Source organism: Streptomyces sp. NPDC058001, from assembly GCF_042886315.1.
Taxonomy (GTDB): Bacteria; Actinomycetota; Actinomycetes; order Streptomycetales; family Streptomycetaceae; genus Streptomyces.
Map to the genome: position 1 here is coordinate 105,510 of NZ_JBHVQT010000016.1, position 22,687 is coordinate 128,196.

General features: G+C 71.2%; 22 protein-coding genes. 9 read left to right on the plus strand and 13 right to left on the minus strand.

From position 1 onward, the window contains the following. The first annotated feature begins 41 nt into the window (after positions 1-41). Positions 42-365, plus strand: a complete 324-nt coding sequence (locus tag ACFVT5_RS35225) for a nuclear transport factor 2 family protein (protein ID WP_389896641.1) — start codon at positions 42-44, stop codon at positions 363-365. Positions 366-474: 109 nt separating this feature from the next. On the opposite strand, the gene ACFVT5_RS35230 is transcribed toward ACFVT5_RS35225, so the two are convergent. The 3 genes from ACFVT5_RS35230 to ACFVT5_RS35240 all read right to left on the minus strand — a co-directional run bounded on the left by ACFVT5_RS35230 (position 475) and on the right by ACFVT5_RS35240 (position 2,831). Further along, complete coding sequence (locus ACFVT5_RS35230; protein WP_389896644.1) at positions 475-1,359, minus strand: PhzF family phenazine biosynthesis protein; 885 nt, start codon at positions 1,357-1,359, stop codon at positions 475-477. Between the two features lie 124 nt (positions 1,360-1,483). After that, positions 1,484-1,957: a lamin tail domain-containing protein gene (locus ACFVT5_RS35235; protein WP_389896986.1), complete on the minus strand. Its 474-nt coding sequence runs from the start codon at positions 1,955-1,957 to the stop codon at positions 1,484-1,486. A 112-nt stretch (positions 1,958-2,069) separates the two neighbouring features. Continuing rightward, on the minus strand, positions 2,070-2,831 hold the full coding sequence (locus ACFVT5_RS35240) for an SDR family oxidoreductase (RefSeq protein WP_389896646.1): 762 nt from the start codon (positions 2,829-2,831) through the stop codon (positions 2,070-2,072). A 182-nt stretch (positions 2,832-3,013) separates the two neighbouring features. Here ACFVT5_RS35240 and ACFVT5_RS35245 point away from each other — a divergent pair, with 182 nt between their 5' ends. Continuing rightward, positions 3,014-4,663 (plus strand): alkaline phosphatase D family protein, encoded by a 1,650-nt coding sequence (locus tag ACFVT5_RS35245; protein WP_389896648.1) that lies wholly within the window; start codon positions 3,014-3,016, stop codon positions 4,661-4,663. Positions 4,664-4,731: 68 nt separating this feature from the next. Here the strand turns inward: ACFVT5_RS35245 and ACFVT5_RS35250 are convergent, their stop codons facing one another. Beyond that, the gene (locus ACFVT5_RS35250) at positions 4,732-5,733 is read right to left on the minus strand and encodes a Gfo/Idh/MocA family protein (protein ID WP_389896651.1); all 1,002 of its coding nucleotides are present in this window, start codon (positions 5,731-5,733) and stop codon (positions 4,732-4,734) included. 95 nt (positions 5,734-5,828) lie between these two features. Between ACFVT5_RS35250 and ACFVT5_RS35255 the strand changes: the two genes are divergently transcribed. Genes ACFVT5_RS35255 through ACFVT5_RS35265 form a run of 3 tightly spaced genes read left to right on the plus strand, consistent with a single transcriptional unit; the run spans position 5,829 to position 9,451 of the window. After that, entirely contained in the window at positions 5,829-7,277 is a 1,449-nt protein-coding gene (locus tag ACFVT5_RS35255; RefSeq protein ID WP_389896653.1) for a multidrug effflux MFS transporter, read from the plus strand. Beyond that, positions 7,232-8,449 (plus strand): serine hydrolase domain-containing protein, encoded by a 1,218-nt coding sequence (locus tag ACFVT5_RS35260; protein ID WP_389896654.1) that lies wholly within the window; start codon positions 7,232-7,234, stop codon positions 8,447-8,449. The genes ACFVT5_RS35255 and ACFVT5_RS35260 overlap by 46 nt, the downstream gene beginning before the upstream one ends. A 9-nt stretch (positions 8,450-8,458) precedes the next feature. Beyond that, entirely contained in the window at positions 8,459-9,451 is a 993-nt protein-coding gene (locus ACFVT5_RS35265; RefSeq protein WP_389896657.1) for a small ribosomal subunit Rsm22 family protein, read from the plus strand. Positions 9,452-9,476: 25 nt separating this feature from the next. Here the strand turns inward: ACFVT5_RS35265 and ACFVT5_RS35270 are convergent, their stop codons facing one another. Further along, on the minus strand, positions 9,477-10,220 hold the full coding sequence (locus ACFVT5_RS35270; RefSeq protein ID WP_389896988.1) for a bifunctional DNA primase/polymerase: 744 nt from the start codon (positions 10,218-10,220) through the stop codon (positions 9,477-9,479). 180 nt (positions 10,221-10,400) lie between these two features. Between ACFVT5_RS35270 and ACFVT5_RS35275 the strand changes: the two genes are divergently transcribed. Continuing rightward, complete coding sequence (locus ACFVT5_RS35275) at positions 10,401-11,237, plus strand: glycerophosphodiester phosphodiesterase (RefSeq protein WP_389896660.1); 837 nt, start codon at positions 10,401-10,403, stop codon at positions 11,235-11,237. 6 nt (positions 11,238-11,243) lie between these two features. Here the strand turns inward: ACFVT5_RS35275 and ACFVT5_RS35280 are convergent, their stop codons facing one another. Beyond that, positions 11,244-11,906: a TetR/AcrR family transcriptional regulator gene (locus ACFVT5_RS35280; RefSeq protein WP_389896663.1), complete on the minus strand. Its 663-nt coding sequence runs from the start codon at positions 11,904-11,906 to the stop codon at positions 11,244-11,246. A 141-nt stretch (positions 11,907-12,047) separates the two neighbouring features. On the opposite strand from ACFVT5_RS35280, the gene ACFVT5_RS35285 reads away from it, so the two are divergent. Continuing rightward, on the plus strand, positions 12,048-12,230 hold the full coding sequence (locus ACFVT5_RS35285) for a DUF6243 family protein (RefSeq protein ID WP_389896666.1): 183 nt from the start codon (positions 12,048-12,050) through the stop codon (positions 12,228-12,230). A gap of 130 nt (positions 12,231-12,360) precedes the next feature. Continuing rightward, positions 12,361-13,188 (plus strand): dimethylargininase, encoded by an 828-nt coding sequence (ddaH, locus tag ACFVT5_RS35290; RefSeq protein WP_389896668.1) that lies wholly within the window; start codon positions 12,361-12,363, stop codon positions 13,186-13,188. 100 nt (positions 13,189-13,288) lie between these two features. Here ddaH and ACFVT5_RS35295 read toward each other — a convergent pair whose 3' ends face one another. From ACFVT5_RS35295 to ACFVT5_RS35325, 7 genes are all read right to left on the minus strand, one after another. After that, the gene (locus tag ACFVT5_RS35295; protein WP_389896670.1) at positions 13,289-14,269 is read right to left on the minus strand and encodes a hypothetical protein; all 981 of its coding nucleotides are present in this window, start codon (positions 14,267-14,269) and stop codon (positions 13,289-13,291) included. After that, positions 14,157-15,125: an iron uptake transporter permease EfeU gene (gene efeU, locus ACFVT5_RS35300; protein ID WP_389896672.1), complete on the minus strand. Its 969-nt coding sequence runs from the start codon at positions 15,123-15,125 to the stop codon at positions 14,157-14,159. The genes ACFVT5_RS35295 and efeU overlap by 113 nt, the downstream gene beginning before the upstream one ends. Before the next feature lie 103 nt (positions 15,126-15,228). Continuing rightward, on the minus strand, positions 15,229-16,515 hold the full coding sequence (gene efeB, locus ACFVT5_RS35305) for an iron uptake transporter deferrochelatase/peroxidase subunit (RefSeq protein ID WP_389896991.1): 1,287 nt from the start codon (positions 16,513-16,515) through the stop codon (positions 15,229-15,231). A 25-nt stretch (positions 16,516-16,540) separates the two neighbouring features. Beyond that, on the minus strand, positions 16,541-17,695 hold the full coding sequence (gene efeO, locus ACFVT5_RS35310; protein WP_389896674.1) for an iron uptake system protein EfeO: 1,155 nt from the start codon (positions 17,693-17,695) through the stop codon (positions 16,541-16,543). 211 nt (positions 17,696-17,906) lie between these two features. Next, entirely contained in the window at positions 17,907-18,860 is a 954-nt protein-coding gene (locus ACFVT5_RS35315) for a heme ABC transporter ATP-binding protein (protein ID WP_389896676.1), read from the minus strand. Between the two features lie 127 nt (positions 18,861-18,987). Beyond that, positions 18,988-20,094: a FecCD family ABC transporter permease gene (locus ACFVT5_RS35320; protein ID WP_389896994.1), complete on the minus strand. Its 1,107-nt coding sequence runs from the start codon at positions 20,092-20,094 to the stop codon at positions 18,988-18,990. 5 nt (positions 20,095-20,099) lie between these two features. Then, positions 20,100-21,128 (minus strand): hemin ABC transporter substrate-binding protein, encoded by a 1,029-nt coding sequence (locus ACFVT5_RS35325; RefSeq protein WP_389896678.1) that lies wholly within the window; start codon positions 21,126-21,128, stop codon positions 20,100-20,102. 137 nt (positions 21,129-21,265) lie between these two features. Here ACFVT5_RS35325 and ACFVT5_RS35330 point away from each other — a divergent pair, with 137 nt between their 5' ends. After that, a complete protein-coding gene (locus tag ACFVT5_RS35330) occupies positions 21,266-22,663 on the plus strand; it encodes an HtaA domain-containing protein (RefSeq protein WP_389896680.1) in 1,398 nt (465 codons plus the stop codon). Positions 22,664-22,687 lie beyond the last annotated feature (24 nt).

The window sequence follows — 22,687 nt, forward strand, 5'->3', positions numbered from 1 at the left end:
GTGCATCCGTGGCGGGGGCCGTCGAGCAGAGGAGAGACCCCATGCCCATCCAGGTGACCCGGCTGAGCGATCCCGCCGTCCGGGACTTCGTGTCGGCCGTCAACGCCCATGACAGGGCCGCGTTCCAGGCCGTGCTCGCGCCCGACGCGACCATGTCCGACGACGGGTCCGACCGGGACGTCGCCGAATGGACCGACCGGGAGATCTTCTCGTCCCACGGCCACATGGACATCGACAAGGAGACGGCCGGCGGCCGGTCACTGCTGGTCAGCTACCGCAACGACACCTGGGGCGAGATGCGCACCAAGTGGGACTTCGTGGTGGAACACGGCAAGGTCACCAGATTCGAAACGGGCCAGGCATGACGCTGCGCTGAGCTTGACCCCAGCCTGAAGGGGCGGAGCCCCATCCCCCCACCGTGACTGGAGGGGCTCCGCCCTCCTCCCTGTCGCGACAGTGCGGGAGACCGGTGGGCTATGTCGTGGGTAGGGGTACCGCCGCTCCTGTCACGCGTACCCGAGGGTCGTTCTCCCTCAGGTTTACCGTCAGGAGGCCCGGTCGGCCCAGGTCCTCGCCCTGGTGGAGGGTGAGTTCGGCGGTGGGTGGGACCAGGGTGAGGGCGCGGGCGTAGGCGCCGAACGCCGCTGCCGCCGCGCCGGTCGCCGGGTCCTCGAAGACGCCGCCGACCGGGAACGGGTCACGTACATGGAAGGCGAACTCCGTCTCGCGCCACACCAGTTGGACCGTCGTCAGATCGAGCCGGTGCATCAGGGCGGTCAGCCGCGGTACGTCGTAGGCGAGGTCGGCGAGGCGGGCGCGGGTCGCGGCGCCCAGGACGAGATGGCGGGCGCCCGCGTAGGCGATACGCGGCGGGAACGCCGGGTCGAGGTCGGCCTCCGGCCAGTCAAGGGCGGCCAGCGCCTCCGTGAGGTCGTCGTCGGCGATCTCCTCGATGTGCGGCACGACACTGGTGAGCGTCGCCCGCAGGGTCCCGTCGACCGACGCGACGGTCACCGGGACGGTGCCGGCCGGGGTCGCGAAGACATAGTCGCCGGTGCCGTGCCGCTCGGCGAGGGCGACCGCCGTGGCCACGGTCGCGTGGCCGCAGAAGGAGACCTCGGCCCGGGGGCTGAAGAACCGCAGTGTGTACGCGCGGTCCGGCTCGCCCAGGCCGGGCGGCGGGGCGGTCAGGAAGGCGGACTCGCTGTAGCCGAGGTCCGCCGCGACGGCGAGACGCGCCGCGTCGTCGAGCCCGGCGGCGTCCAGGACGACGCCGGCCGGGTTCCCGCCCGCGGGGTCGGTGGCGAAGGCGGTGTACCGCAGCACGTCAGCGGGTTCGGCAGGCGAGGTCTCGTTCACGTGTCGGGCAACCGCTCCGCGGTCCAGGTCATTCCCCGGGTCCGCGTGGTTCCGGCCACGCCCCCGCGGGTCCACCCCCGACCCGGCGTCGCGGCGCGGTTGCCCTCCCCCCTTCAGGAGTGGCTCAGTGGCAGCGTTTGTACCCGGGGTCGGAGGTCGTCCAGGCACAGGAGTCGAGCAGGGAGCCGCTGGACTTGAACAGCCGGGCCTTGTCGCTGGTGTTGTTCCAGACGTAGGAGCCCCGGCCCCAGTAGCGGACGCCCGACGCGTCGGTGCCCTTCCCGGTACGGACCTTGACCGTCTTGCCCGCGCCGATCCTGTAGCTGCCGAACGTGTATGTGTAGCCGGTGTTGTCCTTGAGCTTGTAGCCCTTGAGTTGGATCGCGGAGCGGGTGCCGTTGTGGATGTTCACCCACTCCGCGTTCAGCGAGCGGTTGGAGCGGTTGTCCGATCCCGGGCTGTCGTACTGGATGTAGCCCAGGTGCAGCCCGCCCTGATGGGTCGGTGCGGTGGCCGCCGAGGCGGGGGATATCGCGAGGAGCGGCGCCGCCAGGGCGAGGGCGGCGAGGACGGACGGGGCTGCGGCACGCATGCGCAACATGTGCTCCAGGTGTGGAGATTCAATGGAGAGTTACGAAGAGATGCTGAGCATAGGAGGTTTACTCGGGCGTACCGTACGGAACTTCCACTTCCGTATGTGCAGATCTCGGTCACCCCCGCCCGATGAACGGCATCGTCGTGGCGAGCACCGTCGCGAACTGCACATTCGCCTCCAGCGGCAGTTCCGCCATGTGCCGTACCGTGCGGGCCACATCCGTCGCGTCCATCACCGGCTCGACCGCCAGTTCGCCGTTCGCCTGAAGGGTTCCGGTCCGCATCCGCTCGGTCATGTCGGTCGCCGCGTTCCCGATGTCGATCTGCCCGCACGCGATCCGGTACGGCCGGCCGTCCAGGTACAGTGCCTTGGTCAGACCGGTCAGGGCGTGTTTCGTCGCCGTGTAGGGCGCCGAGTTCGGGCGGGGCGTGTGGGCCGAGATCGAGCCGTTGTTGATGATGCGCCCGCCCTGCGGATCCTGCGCCCGCATCTGCCGGAACGCCGCCTGCGCGCACAGGAAGGCGCCGTTCAGATTGGTGTCCACGACATGGCGCCAGGCGTCGTACGGCAACTCGTCGAAGGGGATGCCGCCGGGGCCGAAGGTGCCCGCGTTGTTGAACAGCAGGTCGAGCCGGCCGTAGTGGTCGCGCACCGCCGTGAACAGGGCCGTCACATCGTCGGGCCGTGCCACGTCGGTACGTACCACCAGGGCCCGCGCCCCCTCGGCGGCCAGCGCGACCGTCGCCTCCAGCTTCTCGGGGCGGCGCCCCGCGAGCGCCACGGACCAGCCGGTCCGCAGCAGTTCGAGGGCGACGGCCCGGCCGATGCCGGAACCCGCGCCGGTCACGATCGCGATCTTCGTTCGCTCGTCGGTCATGGCCCCGCAGCGTACGGGGACGGGTTCCGGAGGCCGAGGAGTGTGGCCGGATCCGGATAGGTGACCGGGTGTCCATCATGCGGAACTCATGCATCCGCCATCTGAGTGTTGTGTACGCGACAGGATCGCGTCGTTCCCCACCACTCCAATGCCCATGACATCACCTGTCAGGGGAGGACCGGATGACACCCGCAGCACGTCGTACACCGCCGTCGCAGCACGCCCCCGAGCTTCGCGCCGCCGCCCGTCACCTCGGCCGCCGTCGTTTCCTCACCGTCACCGGCGCGGCAGCCGCGCTCGCCTTCGCCACCAACCTGCCGACCGCGGGCGCCGCGGCTGCGGCCGAACTCGACGCCGGCAAGCTCACCGACGACCCGTTCACGCTGGGCGTCGCGTCCGGCGACCCCCGGCCCGGCTCCGTCCTGCTGTGGACCCGGCTCGCCCCTGCGCCGTACCAGCCGGACAGCGGGCTGCCCGCGCGGCGCGTCACCGTGCACTGGGAACTCGCCCACGACGACCGCTTCCGCCGGACCGTGCGGCGCGGCACGGCCACCGCGCACCCCGAGTTCCACCACGCCGTACATGTGGAGGTCGAGCACCTCGACGCCGACCGCGTGTACTACTTCCGTTTCCGCGCGGGCGACTGGACCAGCGAGACCGGACGCACCCGTACCGCGCCCGCGAGCCGGTCCAAGGTCGCCGGACTCTCCTTCGCCGCCGTGTCCTGCCAGGCGTACCACGACGGCTACTTCACCGCGTACCGGCATCTCGCGGACGAGGACGTCGACGTCGTCTTCCACCTCGGGGACTACATCTACGAGTACGCCGTCAACTCCGCCGGGGGCGCCCGCGCCTACACCGACCGGACCCTGCCCGACCTCTTCAACCGCGAGACCGTCACCCTGGAGGACTACCGGCTGCGGTACGCCCTCTACAAGAGCGACCCGGACCTGCGCGCCGCACACGCCGCGCACCCCTTCGTCGTCACCTGGGACGACCACGAGGCCGAGAACAACTACGCCGGCGCCATCGACGAACAGGGCGGCCCGCCCGAGGAGTTCCTGCTGCGCCGGGCCGGCGCGTACCGGGCGTACTGGGAGAACCAGCCGCTGCGCCGCGCCCAACTGCCGCAGGGGCCCGACGCCCAGCTCTACCGCCGCCTCGACTGGGGCACCCTCTCGCAGTTCGACATCCTCGACACCCGCCAGTACCGCTCCGACCAGGCGTACGGGGATGTCGCCCATGTGCCAGGACCGGAAACCCTGGACCCGGCCCGGACGATCACCGGCGGCACACAGGAGCGGTGGCTGATCGACGGCTGGCGACGCTCGCGTGCCCTCTGGAACGTCGTTCCCCAGCAAGTCGTCTTCTCCCAGCGCGAGTTCGACCTGAACCCGGTCTCCAAGGTGAGCATGGACGCCTGGGACGGTTACGCGGCGTCCCGTGCGCGAGTGCTCGCCGGGGCCGAGTCCGCCGGTGTGGAGAACCTCATGATCCTCACGGGTGACGTCCATGTCGGCTACGCCTTCGACATCAAGCGGGACTTCGACGACCCCGGGTCACGGACGGTCGGTACGGAGATCGTGGCGACCTCCATCACCAGCGGCAGAAACGGTTCCGAGAAGCCGGCCAACTGGAACACCTACATGACGGCCAACCCCCACCTGAAGTTCTACAACGGCCGCCGGGGCTATGTGACGGTGTCCCTGACCAGGGAGGCGGCCCGCTCCGACTTCAAGACGGTGGACGCGGTGACGACCCCGGGAGCGGCCCTGACCACGGCAGCCTCTTTCACCACGGAAGCGGGCAGGCCGGGCTTGAACCCGTCCTGAACGGACCGTTACGCACCGCTGCGGCGGGGTACGGGGGGCGCCGCCCCCGCTCTCCCGCCGCCGCGCTGCTACCGGGTCTCACCCGGGTACCGGACCCCCACCTGGTCCCGGACGGAGTCCAACGTCCGCATCACCGCCAGCGAAGAGGACAACGGCACCAAAGGAGATTCGGTCGCGCCGGCACGGAGGCACCGCATGACCTCCGCCGCCTCGTGCCGCAGGCTGTTCCGGGGGCCGTCCGCCGGATCCGCCACGAACTCCTCCGGCTCGCGCCCGTCCCGATGCAGCACGAACCGTTCGGGATGGAAGAAGTCCCCCGGAATCTGCACCCGCCCCTCGGACCCGGTGACCGAAGCGGCCACCGGCGTACTGCTGTTGACGGCACAGTGCAGCACGGCCTGCGCACCGCTGTCCCACGAGAGCACCATCCCGGTCTGGAGGTCGACGCCCTCGGGTGACAGGGTCGACCGTGCCGTCACCCCGGAAGGCTCCCCGAGGACGAGATGCGCGAACGACACCGGATACACCCCGAGATCGAGCAGCGCCCCACCACCCTGCGCGGGATCCCGCAACCGGTGCGAGGGCGGAAAGGGTCCGTCGATGCCGAAGTCGGCCTGCACGGTACGGATCTCACCGAGCGCGCCGTCGTCGACGAGCGCCTTGAGCTTGCGGATCAGCGGGTTGCAGTACATCCACATGGCCTCCATCAGGAAGAGGCCACGCTCCCGCGCCAGATCGACCAGCTCACCCGCCTCGCGCGCGTTGATGGTGAACGCCTTCTCGCACAGCACCGCACGCCCCGCCTCCAGACAGAGCCCGGCGGCCTTGCGGTGCGCCATGTGCGGGGTCGCGACATAGACGATGTCGACCTCGTCGTCGGCGGCGAGCGACGCCCAGTCCCCGTACGCGCGAGGAATCCCGAACCGTTCCGCGAACGCCTTCGCGGACGCGTCGGTACGGGACGCCACCGCCACCACCTCCGCGTCCGGCAGATCCAGCAGGTCGCCCGTGAACGCGGCGGCGATCCCGCCGGTCGCCAGGACGCCCCACCGCACTCGTTCCACCGTCATCGCGGCCCCTCCGAAGAAGCAGGAAAAAGAGTGGTCTCGACCACTCTGTTCGAACTGAGAGCATAGAGACCGGATTCGATGAAGGGGAGGGGCAGATGCCCGAGCGCGGGCGCACCAGACGCGACGGCGACGACCGGGAGAGCCACATACCGGACCACCGGCAGGGACCCTCACCGACCACGACACCGACCGCCACACCGACCGTCACACCCCACCCGAAGCCGACCCCGCCCAGGATCCCCGTACAGGCCAAGGCACCGACCGAGGCACGAGCCGAGGCACTGCCCAAGGCACCGGCACCCGCACGCGCACCGGCCCCCGCCGCCCTCCGCCGCACCGGCCTCCTCGTCACCTTCATCCTCGGCGGCCTCACCGCCGTACCGCCGCTGTCGATGGACATGTACCTTCCGGCGCTGCCCGACGTCACCGGCTCGCTGAACGCGTCCGCGGCCACCGTGCAGCTCACCCTCACCGCCTGCCTCGCGGGCATGGCGCTCGGGCAGCTCGTCATCGGCCCGATGAGCGACAAGTGGGGCCGGCGGCGCCCCCTGCTGATCGGGATGCTCGTCTACATCGTCGCCACCGCGGCCTGCGCGCTCGCCCCCGACCTGGAACTCCTCATCGCCTTCCGGCTCCTCCAGGGCCTCGCCGGAGCCGCCGGGATCGTCATCGCCCGCGCGGTCGTCCGCGATCTGTACGACGGCGTCGACATGGCCCGGTTCTTCTCCACGCTGATGCTGATCTCCGGTGTCGCCCCCATCGTGGCGCCCGTCATCGGCGGCCAGGTGCTCCGCTTCACCGACTGGCGGGGCGTGTTCTACATCCTCACCGTCATCGGCGTCCTCCTCACCGTCCTCGTCTGGTTCCGGCTGCCCGAGACCCTCGCCCCCACTGCCCGGCACGCGGGCGGGGTCGGCGCGGCTCTGCGGACCATGCGGGGCCTGCTCGCCGACCGTGCCTTCAGCGGCTACATGCTCGCGGGCGGCTTCACCTTCGCCGCCCTGTTCTCGTACGTCGCCGCGTCCCCGTTCGTCGTCCAGGAGATCTACGGCGCGTCCCCGCAGACCTTCTCGCTGCTGTTCGGCGTCAACTCCGTGGGCCTCGTCATCGTCGGCCAGATCAACGGCAAGATCCTGATCGGCCGGGTCAGCCTCGACAAGGCGCTCGGCACCGGACTCGCCCTGGTCACCGCCGCTTCGGTCGCGCTGCTCCTGATGACCACCGGCGTCTTCGGCGAGGTCGGCCTGTTCCCCGTCGCCGCCGCCCTGTTCGTGCTGATGTCCGCGATGGGCCTCGCCATGCCCAACACCAACGCGCTCGCCCTGCTCCGCGCCCCGCACGCCGCGGGCTCCGCGTCCGCCCTGATCGGTACGACGTCGTTCCTGATCGGCGCGGTCGCGTCCCCCCTCGTCGGGATCGCGGGGGAGCACACCGCCGTCCCGATGGCCGTCGTCCAACTGGCGTCCTCGCTGGTCGCCGTGGGCTGCTTCGTGGGACTGTGCCGACCGGGACGCGGACGCCGTACCGAGGAGGTGGCGAGCTGAGCAGCGCACGGCTGCGGAGCGCACGCCTGCGGACCGGTTCGGCGGAGCGTGCCGGACTCGACCCCGGGCCGCTCGGCGACCTCGTCCACGCGGTGCGTGCCCTGCCCGGCGGGGCCCGGCCCTGGTGCGCGGGCGCCGTCGTCGTGGCGGGGCGTGGATCCGTCGTCGCCGTCGAGGAGGCGGCGGGCTGGGCCGTGCGCTACTCCGGCTACGACGAGACGGCCGACGAGGGCGTGGAGCTGCCGCATGAGGCTCGGGTGCCGATGCGCACCGACACACCCTTCGACCTGGCCTCGCTGACCAAACTGTTCACGACCGTCGCCGCCGTCCAGCAACTGGAGCGCGGCACCCTCGGCATCGACGCCCCGGTCGGCGCGTATCTGCCGGACTTCACGGCCGCCGCCGCGCACCGCGTCACCGTACGGCAGCTCCTCACCCACACCTCCGGGCTGCGGCCCGAACTCCCGCTGTACGACTGCCCGGACGACGCGTCCCGCCGGGCGGCGCTGCGCGCCGAGGCCCCGGTCACGGAGCCCGGCACATATGTCTACTCGGATCTGAACATGCTGCTGCTCCAGTACCTCCTGGAGCGGCTGACGGGCCGCGGGCTCGACGTGCTCGTGCGGGACGGGATCACCCGGCCGCTCGGGATGACGGCGACCGGTTTCGGGCCGTGCCCGGGGGCGGCGGCCACCGAGGACCAGCGGCGGCCGTGGGGCAAGGCGGACCGGGGGATGCTGCGGGGGGTCGTGCACGACGAGAACGCGTGGGCGCTCGGCGGGGTCGCCGGGCACGCGGGCCTCTTCTCGACCGCCGGTGACCTCGCCGTCCTCTGCCGCACCCTGCTCGCGGGCGGCACCTACGGTACGGCGCGGATCCTCGGCCCCGACTTCGTCGACCTGACACTGGCAGCGCCGGGGCTCGGCTTCGCCGTCGACCAGCCATGGTTCATGGGGGAGCTGGCGGGGCGCGGCGCCGCCGGGCACACCGGGTTCACCGGGACCTCGCTCGTCCTCGACCCGGCGACGGACACCTTCCTCATACTCCTGGCGAACACGGTGCACCCCGTGCGGCGGCCGGGCGACAACGCGCCGAGGGCGGCGGCGGCGACCTGTCTGGCACGGGCGGTGGTGGACCGGCGGCCGTCGCCCGGCGGCGCGGCACCCTCGTAGAATCCTGGGGTGAACGCCCCGCACACCTCCGTAGAGAGCCTGCGCGCCGTGCTCGACGGACTCCTCGACGGCATGTCGTCCCGCCAGGCCACGCAGTCCGTCGAACGGCTCATCGGCCACTACCGGGGCCGCACCCCGACCGACGCCCCCGTCCTCCGGGACCGCGCGGACGTCGCCGCGTACGCCGCCTACCGCATGCCCGCCACCTACGAAGCGGTGTGCTCGGCCCTCGCGGCCTTCGCCGACACCCTGCCGGAGGGGTGGGCGCCGGACGGCCATGTGGACATCGGCGGCGGCACCGGAGCCGCCGCCTGGGCCGTCGCCGCCACCTGGTCCGGGCAGCGCCCGGTGACGGTACTGGACTGGTCGGAACCGGCCCTGGCACTGGGCCGCGAGATCGCGGCGACCCACCCGACCCTCCGCGAGGCGGACTGGCACCGTACGAGAGTCGGCCCGGCCCTGACGCTCCCCCCTGCCGATCTGGTGACCGTCTCCTACCTCCTCGGCGAACTGACGGAGACGGACCGGGCGACGGTCATCGACACGGCGGCCCGCGCGGCGCGATCCGTGGTCGTGGTGGAACCGGGGACACCCGAGGGCTACGGGCGGGTGATCGAGGCGAGGCGCCGACTGGTCGATGCCGGGTTCCGGGTGGCGGCGCCCTGCCCGCACAGCGGGGCGTGCCCGATCGTGCCCGGGACCGACTGGTGCCACTTCGCCGCCCGGGTCAGCAGGTCGTCCCTGCACCGGCAGGTCAAGGGCGGCTCACTCCCGTACGAGGACGAGAAGTTCAGCTATGTGGCGGCGACCCGCCTTCCCGCGGTGCCGGCCGCGTCCCGGGTGGTACGGCGCCCCCAGATCCGCAAGGGCCAGGTCCTGCTGGACCTCTGCGACCCCGAGGGAACCCTCCACCGAACCACGATCACCAAACGCCAGGGCCCCTTGTACCGAGCGGCCCGCGACACCCCTTGGGGCGCGCCCTGGCCTCCGGAGGAGGAGTAGCCGTCCGCTGGCGGTGTTCGTTCGGTCAGCCGTGCAGGGGCCAGGCCACCGGGGCGTGGTCCTGGTCGGTGGTGGCGTGCCGGGCGCAGGAGTCGGTGAGGACTTCGAGGAGGGTCAGCGGGTCGGGCAGGGCGTGTTCGGTGCCCCGGACCCACTCGACGGCGAGGTCACCCGGCAGGCGCGCGGGGGGTACCAGGACGTAGGAGCCCCGGCAGTGCCAGCGAAGGCCGGGGTGTTCGTCCATGGTCTCGGGGTGGCAGTCCAGCTCGCAGGGCCACCACTCGTCCTCCTCCTCGGGGGTGCCCCGGGTCGCGGTGAAGAACAGCATCCGGTCACCACCCGACTCGGCGACCGGCCCGACGTCGATCCCGGAGGCGAGCAGCCGCTCCAGCGCCTCGCTCCCGGCGTCCAGGGGGACGTCGAGGACGTCGTGGACCATGCCGGTGGCGGTGATGAAGTTGGCCTGCGGCTGGTGCCGGGCCCAGCGCTCGATCTGCGCGCGATCGGTCGTGGACTGGGTCTGCCAGGCGAAGGAGACGGGGTGCTGTCCGGGCGTGGGACACCCGACACGGTCACAGGAGCAGCGGTACGAGGCCGGGTGGGCGGCGGGTGCCAGCGGCAGTCCGGCGGCGGCGGCGCCGATGAGCAGCGTCTCGCGGCCGGCGTCGTGGGCGGTCTCGGCGTCGTCGGACCCCTTGGGGCGCAGGGCGCGCAGCCACTGGGAAATCCTGCCCTGTCCGCCGGACCTGCGGTCGAACTCCGCGCCCATCTGTCCCCTCACCCCGTCCCGAGTGCCGACTCGTGCGTCCATCGTCCCACCATCCTGCGCGCCGGGTGGCCGGAGCCCTCATCCGGGGTCCGTACGAGGTCTGTACGAGGGCATCAGCCCTGGTGCGCATACGGGGTCATCACGGAGCATGTCCGGATTTACCGGCCTACCGTGGTCGTCATGGTCACCAGGACTCTGCTGACGGGTCTCACCTCGCTGGCCCTCGTCGGGCCGACCGGCATGCTCACGCCCGTCGAGTGGGGCACCGGACCCTTCACGCTGCGGGCGCTGCCGCGCATCGTGTACACGGCACACCGGGGCGGGGCCCTTGAGGTGCCGGAGAACAGCATGGCGGGCCTGATGGCGGCGTACGACCGTGGCACCGCCCAGGTCCTGGACTTCGATACACGGATGCTGCGGGACGGCACCCCCGTGGTCCTGCACGACGCGACGCTGGACCGTACGACGTCGGGCACGGGCCCGGTCGAGCAGCTCTCGCCCGCCGGCTGGCGCGCGGTACGGCTGCGGCCGGGCCCGGAACTGCCGGGCGCCTGGCGGGCCGAGCGTCCGCCGACGGTGGCCGAGGTCCTGGACCGGTTCGGCGGCCGGATCGTCCTGACCCTGGAGGCGAAGGATCCGCGCGCTCTGCGGGCACTCGGCGCGCTGATCAAGGACCGGGGGCTGAGCCGCTCGGTCCTGGTGAACTCCAACCGTCCCGATGTGGCCGAGCAGGCCCACGACCTGGGGCTGCTCTCCCAACTGTGGCGCTCGGCACGGCAGATGCGCACCGACAGCCCGGAGCGGTGGGCGTCGTTCGTGGACGTCCTGGACGTCGACCACAAGGCCCGCGAGGCGGATCTCGTACGGGCGGTGCGCTCGGGAGTGCCCCGGGTGTGGGCGCACACCGTGAACTCGACGCGGCAGCGGGACCGGGTGCTGCGGCTCGGCTGCGACGGGGTCCTCACGGACGTGCCCGGCCTGATGGCGCGGACACCAGTGGTTCGGGTGGCCCGGTGACGGGGCTCAGCGCGGGGTCAGGCCGCTCAGGGCGTAGTCGACGAGGGTGTCGGTGTAGGCGTGGCTGATGGGGCCGCTGTGCTGGAGCCAGCGTTGCGCGAGCGGTGCGACGACGAGTTCGAGGGCGATGCGCGGGTCGATGTCGGCGCGGACGTCGCCGGCCGCCTGGGCGGAGCGCAGCCGATCGACGTAGAGCTGGAGCTGGGGCTCCAGGAGCTTGGTGACGAACTCGGCGCCCAGCTGGGCGTTGACGACGCCTTCGGCGGCCAGCGCGCGGCTCGGTTCCTCGAACTTGGGGTCGAGGAGTTCGTCCACGGTGGCCCGCAGGACGAGCTTGAGGTCGGCCGCCAGGTCGCCGGTGTCCGGGAACGTGAACGGGGTGCCGCCCGCGGCCTCGGCGGCCTGGTCCTGGAGGTCGAGGAACGCTTCGAGCAGTACCTCGGCCTTCGACGACCACCAGCGGTAGATGGTCTGCTTGCCGACTCCGGCGCGGGCGGCGATGCCCTCGATGGTGGTCTTCTGGTACCCCGCGTCGGCGACGAGGGAGAGGGCCGCGTCGTAGATGGCGCGGCGGGAGCGTTCGCTGCGGCGGCCGGCGTCGGGCGGGGGCTTGCGGCCGTCGGACTTCCGGTCCGTGGTGTCGCCGGTGTCTCTGGTGTCTCTCGTCATGCGGGGAATGTACCGCTGGGCGAGACGGAACGTCTTGGGAGGGGTGCCGGAAAAAGAGGTTGAGTGAGACGATACGTCTCGTCCATAGTGGTTCCGAGTGGCAGGTACGAGTGCAGGTCCGAGTCATGGAGGTGACGGCGTATGAGCAAGGGCGGAGCCGGAAACATGCTGGGGGTCGGGGGTACCCGCAGCAAAATGTCCCGCAAGGCGCTGCGCGGCGGTGGCCGTGGCGGCCCGGTCGGTGTGGGTCTCGATCCACAGGCGCAGAAGCGGGAACTGCTGCGCAAACTGAAGGAGGGCCGCGCGACAACCGGTGAATCGTGAGTGTCCGCGGACGGGCGATCACACAACCACCCGTTCGGTTCACTGCGGTGAGGGCTCCTCAAGGCGCACCATGGCAGCGACTGACCCCACCATGGGCAGTATCTGATCCTGCGGTCGTGAGGAGCCCTCATTGCCTGGTCTGCTTGGTCGCCGCGCCACACCCCGGCGTTATCTCATGTGCTCACCGGCACACTTCAAGGTCACCTACTCCATCAACCCCTGGATGGACCCCGCGAAACCGGTCGACGTCCCGCTGGCGGTGGCCCAGTGGGAGGATCTCCGTGACCGTTATCGCTCGCTCGGTCACACCGTCGAGGAACTCGTTCCCCGGGCGGGACTGCCCGACATGGTCTATGCCGCGAACGGCGCGACCGTCGTGGACGGGCGGGTGCTCGGCGCCCGGTTCGCCTACGCGGAGCGCGAGGCCGAGGCCGAGGCGCATCTGGACTGGTTCCGCGCCCACGACTACGACGAGATCCATGAACCGCTGCACATCAACGAGGGCGAGGGCGACTTCGCCGTCACCGCCTCCTATGTCCTCGCGGGGCGCGGCTTCCGTGCCAGTCCGCTGTCGCACGGGGAGGCCCAGGAGTTCTTCGGACGCCCGGTGATCGGGCTCGACCTGGTCGATCCGCGCTACTACCACCTCGACACGGCGCTCGCCGTCCTCGACGACGCCGCCGACGAGGTCATGTACTACCCCGGCGCCTTCTCACCGGGCAGCCGGGCCGTGCTGGAACGGCTCTTCCCCGACGCGCTGATCGCGACCGAGGCCGACGCGGCGGCGCTGGGCCTCAACGCGGTGTCGGACGGCCTCAACGTGCTGTTGCCACAGGCGGCGTGGGGGTTGCTCGATCCGCTCAGGGAGCGGGGGTTCACTCCGGTGGCGATGGACCTCTCGGAACTTCTGAAGGGAGGAGGGAGCGTGAAGTGCTGTACGCAGGAGCTACGTCCCTAGCCTGCTGAGCCTCGGACTCTGTTCCCGCCCGAACACTGTCCGGACACGATGACTGCCCCGCTCCCGAACAGGCGACGGGGGCGTGTCCGGACAACGGGGGCTATTCGCCCTTCGCTCCGGTCAAGCCCTGGATCCTGCTGAGGAACTGGACCTTCGGGTCCGTCGCCGTGCGGGTCGGGTCCAGGACTGCTTGGTTCGAGACGCGTTCCAGGGTCACCGACTGCTTCGCGTCGCCCGTCATCAGCGCCTTCACATCGGGGCCGATGGCGAGGTTCAGGCCCTTCGACGCGGTCTGCTTCTCGAAATGGTGCGTCGAGAAGAAGACCAGCGCCCCGCCATCCTTGGTGCGCAGCGCCAGCGGGGCGTACGCGCCGGACGTCATCGGCTGGTCCACGTACTGCTTCGCCAGACCCGGCCGGCTCGCGCTCTTCAGCCGCTGCTCACGCCACGCCGAGGTGTGCGTACCCGGCGCGAACGCGTCGCCGCCGTCCTCCAGATACGTCGCGTACGCCTGGCTCAGGTCCTTGGGCGCGAGCGACAGCTCGGGGGAGTCCGCCGCCACCGGACGGGCCAGACCGTCCTTGTCGAGCCGGAACTCCGGCACCTTGTCCGGTGCCATCACCGTCAGATACGCGGCCTCCCACACCGCGTCCGGACCGCTGCGGAGGAACACCAGGACCCAGCGGTTGTCCAGCTTCGGGTCGTCGTCCCGGTCCCGGTTCGAATCGGTGTCCGCCACGAAGAACTTGGGCCAGCCCGCCTGCTTCGGAATCGTGAACCGGGCGTCCGTCAGCGTCAGCGGCACATGGTTCGGATTGCCGTCCGGGTTGCTCGCCCGGCGCGCCTTGAGCCCGGCCTGGTTGATGGCGCTCAGCGGGCCGGTCACCCGGTCCGCGTCCAGGGCCGGGTCCAGCGCCTTGTCCGCCGCGTTGTAGGCGGCGGTGAAGTCCTTCAGGGCGCGGGCCGCCTCAGCCTTGGTCGCGGCCGGCAGCACCTCCCGCTCCCCGTGCACCGTCACGCACCCGCTCGCCGTCAGCGACAGCACCGTCAGCGCCGCCGCCGTCGCGAACGGCCGGCTCACCCTGTACCGCTTCTCCATCGGGCCCCTTCGCCTTCCCGTTCCCGGCCCCGAACCCTACCGGGGCGAAGAACAGGGCGAGCGTCGGGATCAAGTACAGCGCCCACACCGTGACCTGAAGGACGGTCGGATCGGGCTGGAAGTTGAACACACCCTTCAGCAGCGTCCCGTACCAACTGTCCGGCGGAATGGTCGTACTGATGTCGAACGCCCTGCTGGTCAGGCCCGGCACGATGTCGGCTTCCTGGAGGTCGTGCAGCCCGTACGCGAGGACGCCGGCCGCGACGACGACCAGCATGCCGCCGGTCCAGGTGAAGAACTTCGCCAGGTTGATACGGAGCGCGCCCCGGTAGAACAGCCAGCCCAGGAGCACCGCAGTGCCGAGGCCGAGGAAGGCGCCGAGCATCGGCTCGAAGGTGCCGTTCTCGGAACCCGCCGCGTGGATCGACGTCCAGACGAACAGCGAGGTCTCCAGGCCCTCCCGGCCCACCGCGAGGAACGCGGTCGCCACCAGCGCGCCCGTCCCCATCAGCAGGGCCGAGTCGAGCTTGCCGTGCAGTTCCTTCTTCAGATGCCGTGCTGTACGGCGCATCCAGAAGACCATCAGCGTCACCAGTGCCACGGCGATGATGGACAGCGAACCGCCCAGCGCCTCCTTGGCCTTGAAGGTCATCTCCTGCGAGCCGAACTCCAGCGCGAAGCCGAAGCCGAGCGAGAGGAGGACCGCCACCGAGACGCCGATCCAGATCGGCCGCAGGGCCGCCCGGTGATCCGTCTTGACGAGATAGGCGACCAGGATGCAGACGACCAGGCTGGCCTCCAGGCCCTCACGCAGCCCGATCAGATAGTTGGCGAACATTCTCTTCCCTCCGGCCGTTGCCGATGGTTCCGCGGCCTTTGCCGATGGCTCTGTGGTGCCCGGTCGGTCCGTCGTGTCCGACAGGGCGGTTCGTGATGTCCGGTCAGGCGAACAGTGCGCGGCCCCACCAGTCGTCCGCGTCCCGGACACCCGGCGGGATCGCGAAGACCGCCGAACCCACGTGCTGGATGTACGCGTTGAGCGCGTCCGCACGCGCCAGGCTCCGCTGTACCGGGATGAACCCCTCGCGCACATCACGCTGGTACGCGAGGAAGAACAGGCCCGCGTCGAGCCGGCCGAGCCCGTCCGTGCCGTCCGTGAACGAGTAGCCGCGGCGCAGGATCGTCGCGCCGCCGTTGGTGTCGGGGTGCGCGAGCCGGACATGCGCGTCGGGCTTCATCGCCTTCAGAAACGGCTCGTCCCGCTCCTTCGCCTTACCGACCGGGGCGCCCTCGCCCTTGTCGCGGCCGAAGACGTCCTCCTGCTCGCCTAGCGAGGCGCGGTCCCAGGTCTCGACGTTCATCCGGATTCGCCGCGCCACCAGATACGAGCCGCCCGCCATCCAGTCCGGACCGTCCCGCTCACTCACCCACACATGCTCGTCCAGGCGGTCGGTCTCGGTGCCCGCGATGTTGCGGGTGCCGTCCTTGAAGCCCATCAGATTGCGCGGCGTCTGCGCGTCCGGCGTCGTCGACGAGGTCTTGCCGAAGCCGAGTTGGGACCAGCGGACGGCGACCTTGCCGAACCCGATCCGGGCCAGATTGCGGATGGCGTGCACCGCGACCTGCGGGTCGTCCGCGCACGCCTGGACGCAGAGGTCGCCGTCACTGCGGTGCGCGTCGAGATTGTCGCCGGGGAACTTCGGCAGGTCGACCAGGGCCTCGGGCCGCTGCTCGCGCAGCCCGAACCGGTCGAAGAGGGAAGGCCCGAAGCCGATGGTGAGGGTCAGCCGGGACGGTTTGAGCCCCAGCGCCTCGCCGGTGTCGTCCGGCGGCGCCTCGGCGAGCCCGCCGTACGCGCCCTCGCCGACCGGGTGCCCCGCGGCCATCCGCTCGGCGGCCCGCGTCCAGTCCTTGAGGAGCTGGACGAACTCCGCGCGGTCCTCGGTCTTCACGTCGAACGCCGCGAAGTGCAGCCGGTCCTGCACGGCGGTGGCGATCCCGGCCTGCACGGCGCCGTGGAACGGCACGGCGGCGCCGCTCTCGGCGACCGGTGCCGTGTCGTCGCCGCGCACCACGGCGACGGCCCCGCCGGCCGCCGCGGCGCCCAGCGCGAGCCCCGCGCCACCCCAGCCGAGCAGCACCCGTCGCGCGGGGCCAGAGGTTCCGGTGCTGTCGCCGGAGGTTCCGGTGTCGGTGGTGCTGTCAGTGCCGGTGGTGCTGTCGGTCATGTCAGGCATGACTGTTCCCCCGCCCCTACTTGGTGACGACGGCGGCGGCGAGCTTGGAGAGCGGCTCGGCGAGCGCGTTCACCGCGTCGGACAGCTCCTTGCGGTCCGCCTTGCCGACCTTCTCGTACGAAGTGAAGTCGTACGAGGCGGTGTCCTTGCGGTACTTGTCGAGCAGCGTGTTCAGGGCGGCGAACTGCTTGTCGAGTTCCTTCGTCAGCGCCGGGTCGTTCTCGGCGGCGACCGGCTTCAGCAGCTCGTACGACTTCTGGGCGCCCTCGACATTGCCCTTGAAGTCGACCAGGTCGGTGTGCGAGTAGCGCTCCTCCTCGCCGGTGACCTTGCCGGTGGCGACCTCGTCGAGGAGTTCCTTGGCGCCGTTGGCCATCGAGGTCGGGGTGATCTCGGCCGTGCCGACCCGCTTCTGCCAGTCGGTGAGGTCGGTGATGAGCTGATCGGCGAGGTCCTTCTCGCGCTGGGTGATCTTCTTGTCCGCCCACAGGGACTTCTCCAGACGGTGCCAGCCCGTCCAGTCCTTCACCGGGTCCTGACCGTCCTCCAGGCCGTCCTCACGGATGTCGACCTTGGGGTCGATGTCCCCGAAGGACTCGGCGACGGGCTCGGTGCGCTCCCAGCCGATCCGCGAGGTGGCGTACGCCTTCTTGGCGGCCTCGATGTCGCCCGCCTTGACCGCGTCCGCGAACTCCTTGGCCTTCGGCAGGGTCGCGTCGGCCTGCTCCTGCGCGTACTTGCGGTACTCCGCGACGGCCGCGTCGAGCCGGGGGTCGCGCTGGGCGGCCTTGCCGCCGGTCGCGGTGACCTTCTGCCGGATGCCGTCGCCCTTCATCCCGGGCTTGCACGCGATCTCGTACGCACCGGCCTTGATCTCGGCCGTGAGCGTCTGCTTGGTTCCGGGGCCGATGTTCTCGCGCTCGGTGACGATGCGGTCGTCCGGGAACAGGACATAGACCTCGGTGACCTTGGAGCCCTTGTTCTCCACGGTCAGTTCGACGTGTCCGGCCGGGAACTCCTTTGTGGAGACGTCGCACTTGTCGTCGGTGGCGGTCACGCTGATCACGCGGTCGCCGCCCTTGGCGTCGCTCTTCTCGGTGCAGCCCGTGACGGCGGTCAGAGCGGCCACGGTGGCGGCGGCGGTGACGACAGAGAGTCGGACGGCTCGCATACGGGCTCCAAAAGAGGGTCAACAAGAGGGGTCAACGACAGACAAGGTGCGGCGACGAATCGCCCGCTCGCACGGCTCGTACGAGGTGAGGCTGGCCTAACTTATCCGAGGCTTACCTTCCTCGTCTTCACCGCCTACGTGATTCACCTCTCAAGGAATCCCAGGGGAAACGACCACATCACGGTCGAACCAAAGGGAATCCATGGGTGAGTCAAGGGATGGTCAAGTCGCGATCTTCACTGGGGTGCGGTCCGTGGTCCCGTTCCGGGACGATCAGCAGGGCGCCGGTGCGGGGGTGGGGCAGGATCTCGATCCGGTGGTGGTAGACCGTGCTCAGCGAGTCGCCCGTGAACACCTCGGCCGGCGGACCCTCGGCGGCGATCTCCCCGTCGTGCAGGACGGCGACCCGGTCCGCGTAGGCGGCGGCCAGGCCCAGGTCGTGCAGGACGACGACGACCGCGTCCCCGGCGGCGGCCCGCTCACGGCAGATCCGCAGCACCAGTTCTTGATGGCGCAGATCGAGCGCGGCGGTCGGCTCGTCGAGGAGCAGCAGCGGGGCGCGTTGGGCCAGGACGCGGGCCAGTGCGACCCGGGCGCGTTCACCGCCGCTGAGCGCCGGGAAGGGGCGGTCGGCGAAGTCGGTGACCTCCGTCGCGGCCATCGCGGCGCGCACGGCCGGGTCGTCCTCGTCCTCGCGGGGCGTGCCCGCCCAGGGCGCCCGCCCCATCCGCACGACGTCCTCGACCGGGAACGGGAACGACAGCGCCGCGGACTGCGGCAACACCGCACGGCGCAGCGCGAGTTCGGCCGCCGTCCAGTCGGCGGCGGCGCGGCCCGCGATGTGCACGGTGCCGTCGGTGGGCGGCAGATCGGCGGCGAGCGCGGACAACAGCGTGGACTTCCCGGCGCCGTTGGGCCCGACGAGGGCCAGCACCTCACCGGCACGCGCGGCCACGTCGACGCCCCGCAGCACGCTACGGGTACCCAGACGGACCGTCAGCCGCCGTGTCCCGGCGACGATGTCCCCTGGCGCGAACGGTTCCGGCAGCGTCCGGGTCCGTACACCGAACCGGGTCCGGCAGGTCCGATGCGGCACAGCGCCCCGCGAGGGGCGCGGGGAACGGTGCGACCAGCCACCGACGGCCCGCATTTTTCGCACTGTCATGCTCAGCCTCCCTTTCCGGAAGGTCCGGTGCGGCACAGCGCCCCGCGAGGGGCGCGGGGAACGGCGCGACCAGCCACCGACGGCCCGCAGTTCGGCACCGGTCCTCCAGCGGAGCGCCCGGTGTCCGTCATGCCCAACCTCCTTGCCTGCGACGGGTCCTGCGCAGCAGCCAGAAGAAGAACGGGCTGCCGAACAGGGCGGTGAGCACGCCGAGCGGCAGCTCGGCGGGCGCGGCCACGGTACGGGCCGCGAGGTCGGCGCCGACCAGGACGAGCGCGCCGCCGAGCGCGCTGCCCGGCACCAGGAAGCGGTGCCCGGGTCCTGTGGCCATCCGCAGCAGATGCGGTACGAGCAGTCCGACGAAGGTGATGATCCCGGCGACCGCCACCGCCGCGGCGGTGAGCAGCGCGACGACGAGGATCAGGGTGATCCGCAGCCGCTCGACGTCCACACCGAGGTGCCGCGCCGGGCGTTCACCGAGGGCCAGCAGGTCCAACTTCCGTGCGGACAAGGGCGCGACGAGCAGTCCGAGGGCCGCGCAGGGCAGCACGGCGAGCACTTTCGGCCAGGTCGCCTGGGCGAGGGAGCCGAGCTGCCAGAAGGTGATCTGAGTGATCTGGGCGTTGTCCGCGAAGAAGATCGCGAGTCCGATGAGGGCGCCCGCGAAGGCGTTCACGGCGATTCCGGTGAGGATCAGCGTGACGACCTCGGTACGGCCGCCGGCCCGCGACAGCACATAGACGAGCAGGACGGTCACCAGGCCCGCGACGAACGCGGCGGCCGTCACCGTCCAGTTGCCGAGGAAGGTCAGCCCGAACGCGATCGCCGAGACCGCGCCGACCGCCGCGCCGGCCGAGATCCCGATGATCCCGGGCTCGGCGAGCGGATTGCCGAACACGCCCTGCATCAGGGCGCCCGCGCAGCCCAGTGACGCCCCGACGAGCAGGGCGAGCACGACCCGGGGGAACCGTACGTTCCACAGGACGCTCTCGCCGACCCGGTCCAGGGCCTGCCCGCCGAGACCCGTCCGGTGCTGCACGGAGGACAGGACGTCGCCCAGCGGGATGTGGTACGCGCCCGTGCCGGCGGACACCAGGGCGACGACGGCGAGCGCGACGACGAGGGCGGCGGTCAGCGGGACAGCGGTGCGGCGCTTACGCGATGGGGTGGTCGGGGTCGCGGTCGGGGGCGGCGGAGGTTCGTCCGGGGCGGTGGTTTCGGTGGGGCCGGTCAGAGTGGTCAACGTCCCTCGCCCTCACCGGAGTTCCCGTACAACTGCTCGACCAGCGTGGTGAGGACCTCGTCGGTGCGTGGGCCGTAGTTGAGCAGGACGCCGTCCTCGATGGAGACGACGCGGCGGTCCGCGCCCGCCGGGGTCTCGGCGACGCCCGGGATCTTCACCAGCCCTTCGACACCGCCGACGGAGTCGAGCCCCTTGGCCATCACGAGGATCGCGTCGGGCGCCGCTTTCGCCAGGGCCTCGCTGGTGATCGCCGTGAAGTCCTTCTCCAGGCCGGACGCCTTGCCCGCGTCGACGGCCCCGGCCGCCTCCAGGAGCGAACTCGCCCCGGAGTCACGGCCGCCGAGCAGATACACGGAGGCCGAGCCGCGTACGTACAGGAAGGCGACGCGTGGCCGGTCCGCGTGCGCGGGGATCGCCGCCTTGGCCTGCGCGATCCGCTGCTCGGTACGGGAGACGAGGGCGGTGCCCGCGTCGGGAACGCCGAGTGTCCGCGCGACCGCGGTGATCCGGGGCTCCACGTCGGCGAGGCTCTTCACCGGTTCCAGGACGACGAGCGGGATGCCCGCGTCCCGTATCTGGTCGATCGCCTCGGCCGGTCCCGTGGTGGTGTCGGCGAGTACGACGGTGGGCCGCAGTGAGAGCACGCTCTCGGCGGACACGTCGTGCGCGCGGGTCACCACGGGCAGGTCCGCGGCCTGTTCGAAGGTGGCGGTGATGTCCCGCGCGACGACGTTCCGGCCGAGTCCGAGGGTGAAGACGATCTCGTTGAGGCTGCCCGTGAGCGGCACGATCCGGCTGGTGTCGGTGACCTTCACCCGGGGCCCGTCCGCCGAGTCGACGGTGACCGGAAGCTTCGGCTCCGGTGTCTCGGCGAGGGGTTCGACGCGGTCTGCGGCGGCCCGCGCCGACTCCGTCCCGGCCTGCGTCCTGGCCTTCCCTCCCGCACCGTCCTGAGCGCCGCCGCAGCCGGTGAGGGCCAGGGCGAGAACGGCCGCGAGGACGCCGGCCGGTCGTGGGATGCGCACGAATTCACCGTCCTGTCGTGCTGGTTGAGGTGCCGCTTGAGGTGCCGGTCGAGGTTCCGGTGGCCGAAGGGTTCCGGCCAGGTCCGAGAGTAGTTTAGGTTAGCCTTACCTTATTGACCAGGCCCGAGGGGGGACCGATGCTGTCCGCAAGAGGGGTCAGAACCGCCGCCACCCTGGCGTGCGCGACTCTCGTGGGAGCCCTCGCGCTCCCCGCGACGACCGCACAGGCGGCGGACCGCACGGTGAGCGGGGGACGGCTCGACTGGGGGATCAAGTCCTCGTTCCAGAGCTATGTCACCGGCCCGGTGGCCCAGGGGAGTTTCACCCTCCAGGGCGGCGCCGCCACCGTCGGCGGAAGCCAGTTCCGCTTCCACTCCGCGACCGGCGCCTACGACCCGGACACCGGCGCCCTCCGCGCCGGATTCTCCGGGGCGGTGCGCTTCGTCGGACACAAGAAGGCCGGCGGCTACGAACTCGACCTCACCATCGGCCGTCCCACCGTCCGCATCTCGGGCGGTACGGGGACGCTGTACGCCGACATGGTCAGCAAGGAGAAGGGCAGCGGCAAGGTCACCACGACCGGCCAGGTGCCGCTCGCCGCGCTCAACCTCTCCGGTGTGAACATGAAGGGCGGCACCACCCCCGTCGCCCTCAACGGCATCCCCGCCACGCTCACCGCCCAGGGCGCCAAGGCGTTCGCCGGGTACTACACGGCGGGCACCCCGCTCGACCCGATCAGCCTCTCGGCCGACGTACGACAAGGCGCGAAGTCGCCCTCGCCGTCACCGAAGGAGGAGAAGCCGGAGCCGAAACCGAAGGAGTCGGCCGGGCGTATCGAGGACGCGGCCGTCGACTGGGGTGTGCGCCGCACCTTCCGCGAATACGTCACCGGGTCCATCGCCGACGGCAAGTGGACCCTCACGGCCGGCGCCCAGGACGGCGGCGCCCTCTTCCGCTTCCCGCAGGGCGAGGGCACGTACCGGAACAAGACGCTCGACGCGCGCTTCGCCGGGACGGTCCGCTTCACCGGCGAGCAGGGGCTCGACCTCGCGTTCAGCAAGGTCGCCGTCACCACGAAGGGCGACCGGGGCACGCTTTACGCGGATGTCGTGAGTAAGGAGTTCAGCGGGAAGAAGGTGCCGTTGGTCACCTTCGACACCGGTGGCCTGAAAACGACGGACGGTCTGGTCACCGTCGTCGAGGCACCGGCCGAACTCACCGCCCGGGGCGCCGAGGCGTTCGGCGGGATGTACCGCGCGGGCACCGCGATGGACCCGGTGTCGCTGGCGGTGGCCCTCGAACCCGACGCCACCCTTCCGGCACTGCCCGACCTGGGCAGCGACCCGTCACCCGGCCCCACGAAGACCACCGAACCGGCCGCGAAACCCCAGGAGGCCGCGTCCGCCACGGACACGTCGTCCGTGCCGGTTCTGCCCTTCGTCGCCGGCGCGGGCGTACTGCTGGCGGCCGGAGCCGCGTTCGGCGTGCTCCGCGCCCGGCGCACCAGGGACGCGGACGCCGGGACCGCGGACTGAGACCGGGAGTCGGTCCCGCGTCCC